The sequence below is a fragment of the Paenibacillus agri genome, from assembly GCF_013359945.1.
GTDB lineage: Bacteria > Bacillota > Bacilli > Paenibacillales > Paenibacillaceae > Paenibacillus_AQ > Paenibacillus_AQ agri.
In genome coordinates this window covers 26342-40502 of the sequence record NZ_JABWCS010000211.1, presented here as the reverse complement: position 1 = coordinate 40502, position 14161 = coordinate 26342, and the positions used below count along the sequence as shown (strand labels likewise).

The 14161-nt window shown below is 46.6% G+C and carries 13 protein-coding genes; 10 read left to right on the top strand and 3 right to left on the bottom strand.

Translation table 11 applies throughout. The features are described 5' to 3' along the window. The first annotated feature begins 7 nt into the window (after window positions 1–7). The 4 genes from HPT30_RS15750 (at window position 8) to HPT30_RS15735 (ending at window position 4280) form a co-directional block, all read left to right on the top strand. On the top strand, window positions 8–1759 hold the full coding sequence (locus tag HPT30_RS15750) for an ABC transporter ATP-binding protein (protein ID WP_175372306.1): 1752 nt from the start codon (window positions 8–10) through the stop codon (window positions 1757–1759). After that, window positions 1756–2955 carry an MBL fold metallo-hydrolase gene (locus HPT30_RS15745; RefSeq protein WP_175372305.1) on the top strand — a complete coding sequence of 400 codons (1200 nt, stop codon included), beginning with the start codon at window positions 1756–1758 and terminating at the stop codon, window positions 2953–2955. Before HPT30_RS15750 ends, HPT30_RS15745 begins: the two co-directional genes overlap by 4 nt. Beyond that, complete coding sequence (locus HPT30_RS15740; protein ID WP_175372304.1) at window positions 2952–3167, top strand: hypothetical protein; 216 nt, start codon at window positions 2952–2954, stop codon at window positions 3165–3167. The genes HPT30_RS15745 and HPT30_RS15740 overlap by 4 nt, the downstream gene beginning before the upstream one ends. A gap of 405 nt (window positions 3168–3572) precedes the next feature. Next, window positions 3573–4280, top strand: a complete 708-nt coding sequence (locus HPT30_RS15735; RefSeq protein WP_246317164.1) for an HD domain-containing protein — start codon at window positions 3573–3575, stop codon at window positions 4278–4280. A 159-nt stretch (window positions 4281–4439) separates the two neighbouring features. On the opposite strand, the gene HPT30_RS15730 is transcribed toward HPT30_RS15735, so the two are convergent. Then, window positions 4440–5645, bottom strand: a complete 1206-nt coding sequence (locus tag HPT30_RS15730; RefSeq protein WP_175372302.1) for a DNA glycosylase AlkZ-like family protein — start codon at window positions 5643–5645, stop codon at window positions 4440–4442. 135 nt (window positions 5646–5780) lie between these two features. On the opposite strand from HPT30_RS15730, the gene HPT30_RS15725 reads away from it, so the two are divergent. Continuing rightward, on the top strand, window positions 5781–6638 hold the full coding sequence (locus HPT30_RS15725; protein ID WP_175372412.1) for an AraC family transcriptional regulator: 858 nt from the start codon (window positions 5781–5783) through the stop codon (window positions 6636–6638). 2 nt (window positions 6639–6640) lie between these two features. Next, complete coding sequence (locus HPT30_RS15720; protein ID WP_175372411.1) at window positions 6641–7573, top strand: DMT family transporter; 933 nt, start codon at window positions 6641–6643, stop codon at window positions 7571–7573. Between the two features lie 164 nt (window positions 7574–7737). Here HPT30_RS15720 and HPT30_RS15715 read toward each other — a convergent pair whose 3' ends face one another. Together HPT30_RS15715 and HPT30_RS15710 are read right to left on the bottom strand one after the other, a co-directional pair. Then, complete coding sequence (locus tag HPT30_RS15715) at window positions 7738–8493, bottom strand: Nif3-like dinuclear metal center hexameric protein (RefSeq protein WP_175372301.1); 756 nt, start codon at window positions 8491–8493, stop codon at window positions 7738–7740. Between the two features lie 132 nt (window positions 8494–8625). Continuing rightward, entirely contained in the window at window positions 8626–8988 is a 363-nt protein-coding gene (locus HPT30_RS15710) for a MerR family transcriptional regulator (protein WP_175372300.1), read from the bottom strand. Window positions 8989–9167: 179 nt separating this feature from the next. Here HPT30_RS15710 and HPT30_RS15705 point away from each other — a divergent pair, with 179 nt between their 5' ends. From HPT30_RS15705 to HPT30_RS15690, 4 genes are all read left to right on the top strand, one after another. Continuing rightward, window positions 9168–10748: an AraC family transcriptional regulator gene (locus HPT30_RS15705; protein WP_175372299.1), complete on the top strand. Its 1581-nt coding sequence runs from the start codon at window positions 9168–9170 to the stop codon at window positions 10746–10748. A gap of 170 nt (window positions 10749–10918) precedes the next feature. After that, window positions 10919–12127 carry an alpha/beta hydrolase family protein gene (locus tag HPT30_RS15700; RefSeq protein WP_175372298.1) on the top strand — a complete coding sequence of 403 codons (1209 nt, stop codon included), beginning with the start codon at window positions 10919–10921 and terminating at the stop codon, window positions 12125–12127. 35 nt (window positions 12128–12162) lie between these two features. Beyond that, window positions 12163–13131, top strand: a complete 969-nt coding sequence (locus HPT30_RS15695) for an ABC transporter substrate-binding protein (protein ID WP_175372297.1) — start codon at window positions 12163–12165, stop codon at window positions 13129–13131. A gap of 110 nt (window positions 13132–13241) precedes the next feature. Beyond that, a complete protein-coding gene (locus HPT30_RS15690; protein ID WP_175372296.1) occupies window positions 13242–13928 on the top strand; it encodes a (2Fe-2S)-binding protein in 687 nt (228 codons plus the stop codon). Window positions 13929–14161 lie beyond the last annotated feature (233 nt).

Below are 14161 nucleotides of genomic sequence, written 5' to 3'. Positions count from 1 at the left end.
AGTCAAGATGATCCGTTTCGATAATTACAGCTGTACGTATTCGTCGGGAAAGCCGATGCTGCATCAATTGAATTTGAATATTACGCCCGGCGAGTTTGTGTTTGTCACTGGGCCAAGCGGCGGCGGGAAGTCGACGTTATGCTTTTCAATCAACGGATTGATTCCCCATGAAACGGAAGGTTCCACTTACCAGGGCAGTGTGACGGTAGATGGGAACCGGGTACAGGATGTCTATCCGAACGATCTTGTCTCTGTAGTCGGGACCGTACTGCAGGACCCGGAGTGGCAGCTCGTCAGGGGTACGGTGAAGGAAGAACTGACTTTTGCGCTTGAAAATATGGGCTTCCCCGCTGAAGAGATTGACCGGCGGCTGGAAGAAGTTGTGGAGAGAGTGGAGATCCAGTCGCTGCTGCTTCGCTCCACACTGGACTTGTCCGGCGGGCAGAAGCAGCGGGTCGCCATTGCCGCTTGTCTGATGACGAAGCCGAAGGTCATCGTACTGGACGAGCCGACTGCGGAGCTTGATCCACTTGGCAAAGAAATGGTGCTGGAGACGATTCGCCAGCTGCACCAGGAATGGGGGTATACAATCGTCTTTGTTGATCATAATCTCGATGTTTCTATGCCCTATGTCGACCGGGTAATCGTGGTAGCAGAAGGGGAAATCGTAGCGGATGCTCCGCCAAACCGTCTATACGATGAACCGCTTGTCCGGGAATGGCTGCCGATGCCGCAAGTGATTGAACTGGCACGTAAGCTGGGTGTGAAAATAGAAGACGAGCAGCACAGGGACTGTGATCCGTTGTCAGTGGAAGAACTACGGAAGGCTTTGCACAACAGAGGTATTGTTCGCCCTGAACCTCCCAGGCAGGAGAGTGATCGAATGCCTGAAGGCGGGGTAGCACCTGCTGGTGAAACGCTGCTGGAGTTGAGGAATATCACGTTCCGCTACCGCAAGCAGGAAGATGAGATGACCATCAAGCCGCTGAATCTCAAGATCGGCAGGGGCGAATTCGCAGCAGTCATTGGCCGTAACGGTGCGGGCAAATCCACGTTGTGTAAGCTGATTACGGGCCTCTTGAAGCCGCATGGTGGAGAGCTGCTGATTCACGGCAAGCCCTCCAGAGAATACCGGGCTGACCAGCGGGCGCGTCATATCGGCTTTGTTTTTCAAAATCCGGATTATCAGTTTGTTCGGCGTACCGTATATGACGAAGTTGCTTATGGCTTAAGTGTGCAGAAGCTGCCGGCTTCTGAGATTGAGGAACGCGTCATGAAAGTAACAAAACTGCTGCAAATCGATAAGTATTTGGAGGAGCATCCCCATTTCTTAAGCCGGGGAGAGCGGCGCAGAGTAGCGATTGCCTCCATACTGGTGATGCAGCCGGAAGTGATTATTCTGGACGAACCGACGACTGGACTTGATTCCGTACGCTGCCGGGAAATGATGGATTATATTGCCGAGCTCTGGCGCCAAGGCCATACCATTATTATGCTTACGCATGATATGCGGGTTGTAGCAGACTATATTCCGCGTACAATTGTACTGTCACAGGGACAGATTGTGTGGGATGCGCCTACTCGTGAGGTGTTTTCAAAGGGAAAAGAGCTGGAGCGTTATCATATTACGCTTCCGCCAGTGGTTGAGCTGTCGCATATCTGGGGTTGGACACCGACTGCACTGACCTCTGATGAGCTGGTGGAGGCATTATCCGCTGCGGCTCTGCCAGAGCCGGCTTTTGGCGGAGGTGTAGAATGAACCGGGAATTTCGCATCATGATGCTCGGCGTCGGCAACGGATTTGTGAAGTCCACTTATCATAACAATGCATTGCTGGAAGTGGAGGGTCGCCGATTTCTGATTGATTGCGGAGCACTGGCTTGGCACAGCTTGTATGAACTTGGACTCGGCTTTGAGGATATCGATGGTATCTTTATTACACATTTGCATTACGATCATTGCGGAGGGCTGGATGAAGCCGCATTGTACGGAGCCTATGCAGCCGGACGCAAGATGAAGCTCTGGCTACCGGCTCCGCTGCAGCCCATTTTATGGGAACAGCATCTACGCGGAACTTTGGAGAATGCGGCAGAAGGAAAAACATCTTTAGCAGATTACTTTGATATACAGACCGTCGAAGAAGGGGAGCCTTTTTGGTTAACGGCTAGTATTGGTGCCGGCGTTGCTGGTGGTGCGGGCGTTGTTGGTGAAGTGAGTGATGCTAGTAGTGCTGGTGATGCTTGTGATGCTGCTGCTGCTGATGCTGATGAAGATGCTGATGATGCTGCTGATGATGCTGATGATGCTGATGATGCTGATGATGATGCTGATGATGATGCTGCTGATGATGATGAAGATGCTGATGATGCTGATGATGCTGATGCTGCTGCTGAAGATGCTGATGATGCTGATGATGATGCTGATGATGCTGATGATGATGCTGATGATGCTGATGCTGCTGAAGATGCTGATGATGGTACTGGTGGTGCTAGTGCTACTAGTGCTACTAATGCTACTAATGGTGCAGGTGTTGTTAATAGGGCTGGTAATGCTGATGGCAGCTTTGGTGCTGCAGCAGACCACCCGCTACTGCCCATGTACTGGATTCAAACACATCACGTGCCCTCCAAGTTCAGCTGTTCGCTCGTGATCAATAATCGCTTCTTTTATAGCGCAGATATGGTGGCGGACGCAGACCTGGTGTCCAGACTCCACGAAGAAGGAATTACGGATTTTTACCATGATTGCAGCTTTGATTCCAGTCCCGTCCATGCCAGCTTTCAAGACTTATGCCAATACCCTGAAGCCATTCGCCAACATACCTATTTGATGCATTACGGTATAGCACCGGAAGGCCTTGGGGAAGAAGCATTGTGCGGAATGAGGCTGCTTAAACAGCATGAATGGCGCGTATGGCGTAGGGGAAGCAAGTTAGAAGAGACGACAAGAGAATGAAACAAGAGAAGCAAGAGAAGCAAGAGAAACAAGAGAAGCAAGAGAAACAAGAGAAACAAGAGAAACAAGAGAAACAAGAGAAACAAGAGAAACAAGAGAAACAAGAGAAACAAGAGAAACAAGAGAAACAAGAGAAACAAGAGAAACGAGAGATTGAAACAAAAGTCGAGAAGACATGTAGTGGAAGGGGCTCAAGGCTCCCCATGGTGTAAATAAGTGCATTTTTGTACCTTAAATCAGATGCAGCAGGTGTTTTGCTTAAGATAAGTGCATTTTTGTATGTTAAATTTTCCAAATGTCCCTCTTTAGGGCACTTTTCCAAAAATTAAGCTACAATAATGCTCTTATTTCCTTAAACAACCTAAAAACAAGAAAAATAAGGTACGAAAATGCTCTTATATAGGAATGAAGTGAGTTACGCCAGTTTGAAATGAAGTGAGTTACGCCAAATTAGGAAATGCAGGAGCCACGACAATTTAGGTATGAAGTGAGCTACACCAATTTAGGCATGCAGAGATGATGAGATGAGGGAGGCAGATAGTAAAGGCTCTATTGCCCTGACTAGCAACCATTTTCCTGAAATTATATAGATAACATTAGGAGGAATAGGTGTGAGGATGTTGAATTTTCCGTATATTACAATGCCTTTGCCGGAATGGATTGGACCTGTCGTAGCTAAGGTATTTGCCAAGATGTGTGATGACACGACAGGCCATGATTTTTTGCATGCAGTGCGGGTCATGGAGCTCTCGGCAAGCATCGCGGAAGAACTTCATGCCGATGTAGATATCGCCGCCGCAGCCGGACTGATGCATGATTACTATCGCAAAGAAGAGAAGCTAACCGGGCAGCTGCATTTCGGTCTTGAGGCGATAGCAGAGCTGCGCCGGGAGTTTGGCTCGTTGATTATTCCAGAGATCGGGGAGAAGGCATTCGATAATATTCTGGATGTCATAACGCTGCATGAGAGTTATAACACTAACACTGTTCTTTCGCTGGATGCGCAAATCTTGCAGGATGCGGATCGGCTGGAAGCCATAGGGGCAGTCGGGATTGCCCGTACTTTTATGTTCGGAGGTGCACATGGCCTGCCGATGATTGAGGAGGAGCAGAAATCAATCGTGTCTGCATTTGACCCTAACGTTCCTCCCAATGGCTCGGTTCACATTCATTTCTATGAAAAGCTCTTGAAGCTTGCAGATGGTATGCATACGGCGCCCGGAAAAAGGATGGCTGAGCAGCGGCATCAGGTGATGACCGCATTCTTAAAGCAATTCGAGAGCGAACTGGGACTTAGCTCCCCTGTAGTAACTGCCTTGAAGTAAAGCCACATGATTCTAAAAACACAAAAACCCGCGACAGCCCTGATCTTCCAGAGCGCTTCGCGGGTTTTGCGGATACGGGCGGCTGGGATTCTGCCTGACGCAAGCCCTCTGTAATGGCTCCGCCTGCTTGTTTAACCTCTCGGCAATCGGGAGTAAATGTTATTTAAGAAACAGTACGTCCGGTCTAATTTCAATGACATCACAGAGGTTGTATTGTTTAAAGCGTTCCAGGCCAGATAGCAGCTGCTCCCGATAGTCCAGGATATTCGTCTCAGGCTGTGGCCAAAAGTGCTTCACTATCAAAGTCTTGCTGCTTTTATCCGTTTCCAGTTCGATTCGGCCAATCAGTTGCTGATCGCACAGCACAGGGAGTATATAATAACCGTATTTGCGCTTAGCGGCAGGAACGTAGACCTCCCATGTATATTCGAAGCCGAACAAGTCCTGGATCAACTTCCGATCCCACATTAGATTATCGAGCGGAGCGATGATTCTGGCCGTATTGCCACTAAGCTCATGCTCTGTTGCAGATTTCAATATCTCTATGTTAGTAGCCGAAAGATACAGAGGATGTTTTATGTCTTCGACGGTGATTTCAATAATGCGCCCCTCATGGAGCAATGCTTCGAATGCCCTGTTCCGATCCTGACTTTTAAGTCCGTTAATCCCCAGCCAAGCATCGCTTTGTCTATTCCACAAGATTCCGATGCTATTGATTCTCCGCAAGACAAACCATTTATAGAACTCTTCCTCTGTCGTGTAGGGTGCGGGAGCGCTGAGGTAGGGCTCGGGTATAAATTGATCGGCCAAGCCATAATATCTCCGAGTCCCTTTTTTATGATGAACAACGGCAAGTCCTGCATAGCACATCGCTTCTAGTGCGGCCTTGGCCAGCCTCTGCGGTCCGTAATGCCAATCTACCCTTTCTTCCAGTACAAAATCGGAGGAGCATGCCGTCTCATGTTCCCTTAGATATGCACTAATGGCGTCAATCGTCTCTTGGTGTTCATGGCACCAGTGCAAATACCTTTCCCTGAATCGTTTAAAAGAAGGCCAATCGCTGACCTCACATATAGACATGTTTTTATCCCATACATCAAACAAAACCCGCTCGGTATACAGATACTGGTCTATATCTCCTTTACTGTATGCAGCGCAGCGGGACTGTAGCGTCAGATCGGGATTGCGGCCTACGACATCAAGCGGATCATATTGAATACAGCCAACTTTACGGATATACTCAGCAACTTGATCTATGCTCTGAAGCGCTGAATCGTCACTTAAATGATGATAGGTAATTAAGTATTTTCTGATATCTGCTTTTGAAAAGGATGACAGTGTAATAATAATCCCTGCTTTCTTCATGAGGAATGATTATAACTCCACTATACCAAACGTCAGTTCTTGTTTACAGTATGAACTAGAGCAATATCATGCAATCTTTTTGTCATCGCAGTTGATATAGTTATGAAGAATGTTAAAGGAGGCGTTGTAATGCCAGTGCCAGGTGAATTAAGAACAGCATGTTATGACACAGAACTGCAAGTGGAAGCATACCGGTTTCAAGGCGTGATGCACAGCTTCCCCAATCATTTTCATGACCATTATGTATTCGGATATATAGAGAACAGTCCGCGCCGTATGCTGTGCAACAATATAGAGTATAGCATTCAGCCTGGTGATCTCCTGATCTTTAATCCTGGTGATGTTCATTCCTGTGAAGAAGTGGATGGTAAGCCGTTAGATTACCGCAGCATCAATATCAAGCCGGATCGTATGATGAGCATCATGAACGATATTGCGGGCCGTGCGTTGTTACCTTCATTCACACAGAATGTACTTTCCGGCAGCGAGTTAGCGCCTGCTTTGAGAGAATTGCATGAAATGATCCTTAAGGGCGAGCCTGATTTTATAAAAGAGGAATGGTTCTTCTTTTTTATTAGCCAATTGCTGCAAGATTATTCGAATTCGCCGGAGGAGCATGAACAGACTGGAAAGAAGGGGCCTTCTGAATTTGAGGTCGTGTGTGATTATATGGAAGCCAACTATGCGTCTAAAATTACATTGTCGCAATTGAGCGATTTGGCCGGACTCAGCAAGTATCATTTTCTGCGTTCATTTACCCGGCATAAAGGGCTTTCTCCTTACAACTATTTGGAGACGATCCGAATTGGCAATGCCAAGAAGTTATTGGAGCTGGGAGTGGCTCCTGTTGATGCAGCACACCTGACTGGCTTTAGCGATCAAAGTCATCTCACCCATTTTTTCAAACGGATGATAGGATTGACGCCCCGGCAGTACATGCGGATCTATCAGCAGGAAACGGTAACAGAAACCCCGGTTTCGGGTGAGCGCTAATGATGCACTCTCGTTACCGGACGGCCGCACATATCGCAACACTGGTCACCATACTGATTTGGGGAAGTACCTTCATCTCGTCCAAGGTACTTTTGAGCGATTTTAGTCCTATGGAGATTTTGTTTACCCGGTTTCTGATTGGTTATGCTGCATTGTGGATCGTTCATCCAAGACGGATTCCGTTTCAGAAGAGAGCGGAGGAGCTACTGCTTGCAGCAGCGGGGCTATGCGGTGTGACCTTATACTTCCTCTTGGAAAATATCGCCTTAACCTATACGTATGCCTCCAATGTAGGCGTCATCGTTACCGTAGCTCCCTTTTTTACAGCGGTGGCTGCGCACTTTATCCTGAAGGATGAGAAGTTGCATTTCCGATTTTTTGTAGGGTTCCTGATTGCGATGATTGGGATTGCGCTTATTTCCTGGAGTGGCAGCTCGAAGCTTCAATTAAATCCGCTAGGGGATTTGCTTGCCGTTCTTGCATGCATTAGCTGGGCTTTGTATTCCATTCTTTTACGCAAGATCAATCAGTTTCAATACCCTTCAATCGGCATGACCCGGAGAGTCTTCTTCTACGGTCTAATTTTTATGCTGCCGGTAACCTTGATTAGCGATTTTCGAATGGATCTGGCCCGGTTTGGGACAGGGTCTCACTTGTGGAATTTTCTGTTCCTAGGTTTGGGTGCTTCCGCCTTGTGCTATGTTAGCTGGAACTGGAGTGTGGGCATTCTGGGAGCAATCAAGACCAGCGTATACTTTTATTTGACCCCTGTAGTTACTGTAATAGCAGCTTATTTGTTGTTGCATGAAAGGATTACTGGTGTTGGTATCGTGGGTATTGCGCTAACCTTGGCAGGTTTAATCGTGTCTGAACAAAGATTCCTTCGTAAGCGCAGGCATGTAACGGATTCTGTCACAGAGCAAGGATCATTATAGAAAAATGGATACCACGCTGTATAGCAATAGTAAGGCTATTTAAATGTTCACCAATACGCATCCACATTAGAAGGTTATAAGAAATGCGCCCATAGGCTCAGCACATTTCTCTAAAGATGTGTCTGTTCTTTGGGCGCTTTTTTAATAAGACTTATATTTTGGAATTACTCCACGTGTTCCTCCTCAAGATAGATGGTCTCAATCTCGTTAAACGCTGCTTTCAGCCTCTCGACAAGAGATTTAACACCAAAGATCTCTGTGAATGTGTGACTTCCAACGATGAGATTGATGCCAGCGAATTTTGCGTATTGAACAGAGTACAATGATTTCTCACCCGTGATATACACATCGCACTCCGCTTCTTTGGCTTGTCTGATTAGATCTGTAGAATTTCCAGCACCAGTGACCACTCCCACCTTCTTAATCGTTGTATTGGAGTTTTTCCATGCCTTCACATCTTCAGCTAATGCGTTTGAGATTCTATCCACTAGTTCCTCAAAAGCTATAGGTTCGTTATAATCACCAATACCAATGATTTCGTGGTTGTCCTCATAGTGTGTCTGCTGAGTTATTTTTGATATCCCGATTTCATGCAAAAGCGAGTTGCAAGTACCAAATTCTGCACAATCCAAAGGGAGATGGATATAAAAATGTGAAATCTCATTGTCGATCAGGTCTTGCATACATTGCTCTCTTACTTCGTATAGAAAATCCCAGGCATCATGGTGTGTAATAATGAACTGAACTTTGTTATCAACTGCTTTGCGAATCACGTCTGGAGTTAGGTTTGTTGTAAACCCAACCTGAATAATATCCTGTGATCGGGGATTATTATAGCCATACTCATCATTTTCTTTGAATTGTTCAACTAAGTTGCCAAAGGTGCTTTTAATGAAGTCATTGAAAGCAGTTAGATTCATCTTCATTCCCCCTTGAAGTTGCCTACGGTTCTTATTCGATGATATGTTGGTATAACCCTTTTCTGCAAATTATTGTTTTTAATTCAGCTAAGCTACAGATATAAAAAAGAGCCGCCAAAGAGGCGACTTCTTTCACTTTTCGGCTAAAAAAGCATCGTAGTAGTTCAGTTTCTGAGATAATAGGTCGAGATATTTCTGATATTCTGCGATGTGCTGTTGAACGGTCTCTTTTTGCCGAGAAATGATTTCACGTCTTTCCGGAACAGTGTCGTCCCCAAGAAGGATCAGTTCATTGTAGTGCTTGATCGCTTCAATGGACAAGCCGGAGTCCCGCATGCAGCACAGCATTTGAATCCGCTGTATATCCGTCTCGCTGTAGACGCGTCTGCCATTGTCCATACGGTGAACAGGCGGCAACAGGCCTTCTTTTTCATAATATCGCAGCGTGTGGGAAGCCAAATTGAATTTTTCTGAGACTTCTTTGATGGTATACATGGTTCTCATCCTTCGCACATAAATTACGGCTATTATAACCCTTAAAGTGAACTTCAATACAACTGATAATTTTAGCAAATTCGCGAATTCCAATTTTCCCCCTTTTCCATTCCTGCAGAGAACGGGTATAGTCAAATAAAATAAACCGGGAGCTAAGACGTTGAGTAGGGGGGATTTTAATGAATAGACTTGAGGACGTCTTTACAGATATATTGACCTTTAATGGGATACAAGCGCTTGAGATTGTGATGAATGGCGGGGGTTTCTACGCCAGCATGGATTCACATACAATGCTGATTTGCTTGAACGGCCGAGCAACGGTGGAGTGGGGAAATGATACTTGTTCTCTATCCCCTGGAGAAATCTGCATACTACCCCCAGGGCAAGAGTCTAAGATTATAGCAGATGAACAAGAGCCCTTTAAGGGCTGGCGAATTCAATTTGATACTTATGTGCTGCAGGAACAGAATCTTTTAGCAAAACATAATCTTGTTCGGTATAAGTGGCTGCGCTGTGAGAATCCTCAAATGCTGGCAGGCCTTTGTGACAGATTACACCAGGTACAGCTAGCTGAGCGGCCAAGCCGGTACAGGGGACAGGCTGATTTTTATCAGCTGATGGCTTTGCTACAATCCTCAACAGCCAGGCCTTCTACTGAGGAAACGTTGGCTGAGGCGATTGCACGTGTATCTAACTATATCAGGGAGCATATTGATCAGGAGTTGAATCGAACCGAGCTTGCGCAGTTAGCCGGACTTAGCCCGGGCTATTTCTCACGAGCCTTTCAGCAGCTAATGGGACAATCACCGTCAGCCTTTGTCATGGATTTGCGAATAGCCAAGGCTAAGGGACTGTTGCTATCGGGGAGCGGCGTTAGGGATACAGCCTCCCGAGTGGGATTTGACGATGAATTTTATTTTAGCCGGCGCTTCAAGCAGCAGACCGGAATGTCTCCCTTGACCTATGTAAATAGCCGGAGGAGAAATATTGCCAGTGTATCCGAACCGATCTTTGGAAGTCTGCTTGCCTTGCAGTTACTGCCTAGAGCTGCTGCATTCTATCCGAATCACAAGCCGGATGCCAGGATGCTTCGCTTGCATTCGGATGAACAAGGTATAGGACAAATGTGGGGAGAAAATGTAGCCATGCTGCAAGGTGCGAACCCGGAGCTTATTTTCTGTACCGATTTTTTGGATGCACAGGCCCATCATGAATTGGCGCAAATCGCCCCGACCGTCACTGTTCCTTGGCTTACTGCGAATTGGCGTGAACAATTGACGCTCATTGCAGAAGCTGCCGACTTAGAACCAGAGGGACAACAATGGCTGTCAGAGTATGATCGCAAAGCAGAGATTGTCCGGCGCAAGGTACGCGGGAGTCTGGGCAGCGCAACGCTTAATATTTGGCGGATCATGGATAATGAATACCGGGTCTATGGGGATCGGAATGCAGGTTCGGTGCTCTATGGCGATTTTCAGCTTACGGCTACGCATCCATTAGACGAAGTTGATGTGTATGAAATTGTGACTCGAAAAGATCTTCCGGCCTATGACGCCGATGCCCTTGTTATTATGGTTGATCCATCCCCCAAGGCAGCACTAGAGTGGCGGACATTGCAGAGAAGCAAGCTGTTGCAAAATCTGACGGCAGCGAAAAATAACAGAATCTTTGATATTGGCACAGAGAAACTTCTGGAGTATTCTGCTTGGTCTCATGACCGGGCTTTATCTTATTTTGCTGAGCTGTTGAGCAGACGCTAATTTCACTTCCAAAGGTAACAAAAATCCAAATTGCATCTCCCCATAATCCATGTTAATGAGAAGGGTTCAGTGTTATTGTTTGTTGAGAAAGAAAATCATTCTCATGATTATGGAGGGGGAGGTTTTTTATTTTTACTCACATCCCCTGGGATCTGGAGTCATTATTCCAATTGCCTGCCCTATATCCGGTTTTTGAAGATGAGGAGACCGGAATTCATGCCGTATTTTATCAAGGGGTTCCATATAAGGGAAAGGAAACACGAGTATTTGCCTACTATGGAATGCCTAAGATCGAAGAACATAAGCAAGATGAGATCTCTAAGCAGGTCCCTGGGATCATTTTGGTTCATGGCGGTGCAGGGAGCGCATTTTCCCATTGGGTGAAGCAATGGAATGACCGGGGTTACGCCGCAATTGCGATGGATCTTGAGGGACAGGTCCCTTTTGAAAGCTATAACAACATCAGCAGTAGAAGCCATGATCATCTTAGTATGGACCCATCCCAGTCACGCTTCTCCGCACATCCTTGGAGCGGCCCCATCAAGCAGGGAGTGTTCGCAGATTATGGTGAAGAAGTGCAGGATCAATGGATGTATCACGCTGTAGCCGCTGTGTTATCAGCACATACTATCCTTCGCGCGCTACCTGGTGTGGATGTAGACCGAATTGGGATTACAGGAATCTCATGGGGAGGCATTATTACAAGTCTGGTGTCTGGTTTGGATCGCAGGCTTTCTTTTGCCATGCCTGTATATGGATGTGGCTATCTTTATGAGTCAGGTACCCTCTACGGTCTTGGATTTGCTAAGATGCCGCCTGCTACAGCAGAGCACCTTCGGAGTCTGTGGGACCCGTCTTCTTATCTGCACCAAAGTAAGATACCTATGCTGTGGCTCAACGGCAGCCAGGATTCACATTTTCCGTTGTCGATCTTTGTGAAGTCCTACGAACAGCATGAACATCACTATGAGGATGCGCCGCTGCAGAGCCGACTAAGCATTCAGCATGGACTACCTCATACCTATCCGGCAGCATGGTCCTGTGAAGAGAGCTACGCTTTTGCAGACAGTATTACAAGAGACGGCCCCGCCTTAATCCGCATTCTTCGCGTGGAGCAGCATGGGGAGAAGGTACAGGTGCTTTTTCAATCGCCGCTTGAGGTGACTAAAGCCGTGCTGTACTGGTGTGAAGATGACTCGGACTGGGGAAGCGCCAGTTGGTGTTCAGAGGCGGCTTTCCTGCACAAGGCCGAGAATAATGATATCGGAGAAGCGCATGTCTCTTTGCCTATAGTAGGCGGAGTATTTTATGTGCAGCTGACCAATGCCAGAGGCTGGATCACCAGTTCCCGTGTCATGAGAGACCATCGAGCTGTATAAGACTCATCAAGTAGAATGAAAAAGGGGAAAGAAACATGAGAAACCATTATACAAAGCTGCGCCCATTAAGCGTAGTAATTCTGATTATGATGCTGCTAGCGATTGCTACAGCTTGCAGCAAGGAGTCTTCTGAACCTGCTGCAGAACAGACTGCCAGTCCGGACACAGCCCAAGAGACATCTTTTACCTACAAGGATATCAATGGGGAACATAAACTTGATCATCAGCCTGCTCATATTGCCACAACGGTAACTTATTTAACGGATCATATGATCGCACTGGGTTTAACGCCGACGGCTTCAGTTAAGTCTCAAAATGAAGATTTTCCGCTGTACCTGAAGCCTTTTCTGAATAACGTTGAGATTATTGGCGATCAAGGAAAGGTTAATCTGGAAAAGCTGTTATCCATAACTCCCGATCTGATTATTACAGACACCAACAGCGAAAAAATCTATGACGAGTACGCGAAAATAGCGCCTACGGCCATGCTAGAAAATGGCTATGTAGCCCCTGATTGGCAGACAGCGTTCCGCGCAACGGCTACAGCTTTTGGCCTTCAAGACAAGGCTGAGCAAGTCATCACCGACTATGATAAGCACAAGCAAGAGGCAGTGAACCAGATTCACGATAAAGTAGCCGGCAAAACCTTAATGGTACTGCGTATTCGTAATGATATCCGTTATTACGGGGATACGGATTACAAATGGTTGTATGATGATTTCGGCTTCACCCGGCCTTCTGTCTATCCAGTAACTGGACCGGACAATCGTTTTGAGTCATTGTCTAATGAGAAGCTTCCGCAAATCAATCCGGACTACATTTTACTCATTAACGACAATGAAAGTATCTATAACGAGCTGCAAGATCTAAGCATCTGGAAAAACCTCAAAGCCGTTAAGAACAATCAGGTGTACACCCTGTCTTCGGATTCCTGGTTCGGTGGATATGGACCTAACGCTGCTAACTCCATGCTGGATGATCTGACTAGAATCTTCGTTAAATAATGGACACGAATATTTGGGGTCAACTGAGCTCCTATTGTAACCTTCATATTCAACAGCAGGGGAAGGCTGTATGTACTATTGGAGGTGAAGCTTTAACCGAGAAGGCAGTCATGCAGAACTTTCTCACCGCTTACGGCGAGTTCATTGAGGCAGAAGAGCTTCCAGTTGCTGCAGCTTATTTTGTAAGCTGGTTTGGGGATGTGGCTGCTGCGCTGTTGTATAGCGTTTCGGTGCACAATACCGTTCCGAACCTCACACTTACAAACTTGCAGGTACATCTCATACCTGAGCAGGGCTTCACCCGAATTGCCTTTCAACTGTCGGAGGATCAATTAGATCATGCGCCAGGAGAAAGACACACGGTAGATTGGGCTGTATGGCGGGAGCAAGTGTTCAGCCGTTTTTATAAGGATACTGTCAGTCCACTGCTCCTTTGTTTATCAGAGGCAAGCGGACTTCAGTTAGGAATCTTATGGGGACAGCTGCCGACCTCTCTACAGAACTACAGGGAAAAGCTGCAAGCATTGTTGTCTACACAGGATAATGCTTCGCTGCTGTCCTATCTGGCCGAAGACGATGCTTTCATGTGCAATGAACTTGGCCCTGAGGTCTTCGGACGATCGAAAAACCCGCTCCAAGCTAAAGTCCGGTTCATCGACCATCCGCTCGAAGTAGGGAAGACGCTTGCTATCAAAAATACCTGCTGCCTACAATATAAGCGTACTAATCGTTCGTACTGCTATACTTGTCCACGCCTGTCCAAGCAAGATCGTATGAATTGGCTTCAGCAGGGTTAAACAAAACGTAAAGGCAATCCTTATTAAAAGGGTTGCCTTTTTTCTTTTCAAGATTATACAGAAAGAAGCGATTATATATGCCGAACAAAAGAGATTGATAAAAAGCGAATATGAGCGAATGGGGAAGTTTGGAACTGACTGTAGGCGCAAAACGCTCGCCTGGAAGCTTTCCATAGGAAAGCTAGCACCGGAATAGACGGTCGACAGCAAAATCTATAATCCATGGCTGTTCA

Excerpts from the sequence above, each read along its gene's own strand:
- HPT30_RS15740 (WP_175372304.1), top strand. The coding sequence starts at position 2,952 with ATGAAACAAGAGAAGCAAGAGAAGCAAGAGAAACAAGAGAAGCAAGAG.
- HPT30_RS15705 (WP_175372299.1), top strand. The coding sequence starts at position 9,168 with ATGAATAGACTTGAGGACGTCTTTACAGATATATTGACCTTTAATGGG.
- HPT30_RS15730 (WP_175372302.1), bottom strand. The coding sequence starts at position 5,645 with ATGAAGAAAGCAGGGATTATTATTACACTGTCATCCTTTTCAAAAGCA.
- HPT30_RS15715 (WP_175372301.1), bottom strand. The coding sequence starts at position 8,493 with ATGAATCTAACTGCTTTCAATGACTTCATTAAAAGCACCTTTGGCAAC.
- HPT30_RS15710 (WP_175372300.1), bottom strand. The coding sequence starts at position 8,988 with ATGTATACCATCAAAGAAGTCTCAGAAAAATTCAATTTGGCTTCCCAC.
- HPT30_RS15720 (WP_175372411.1), top strand. The coding sequence starts at position 6,641 with ATGCACTCTCGTTACCGGACGGCCGCACATATCGCAACACTGGTCACC.
- HPT30_RS15745 (WP_175372305.1), top strand. The coding sequence starts at position 1,756 with ATGAACCGGGAATTTCGCATCATGATGCTCGGCGTCGGCAACGGATTT.
- HPT30_RS15750 (WP_175372306.1), top strand. The coding sequence starts at position 8 with ATGATCCGTTTCGATAATTACAGCTGTACGTATTCGTCGGGAAAGCCG.
- HPT30_RS15695 (WP_175372297.1), top strand. The coding sequence starts at position 12,163 with ATGAGAAACCATTATACAAAGCTGCGCCCATTAAGCGTAGTAATTCTG.
- HPT30_RS15690 (WP_175372296.1), top strand. The coding sequence starts at position 13,242 with ATGCAGAACTTTCTCACCGCTTACGGCGAGTTCATTGAGGCAGAAGAG.
- HPT30_RS15735 (WP_246317164.1), top strand. The coding sequence starts at position 3,573 with ATGTTGAATTTTCCGTATATTACAATGCCTTTGCCGGAATGGATTGGA.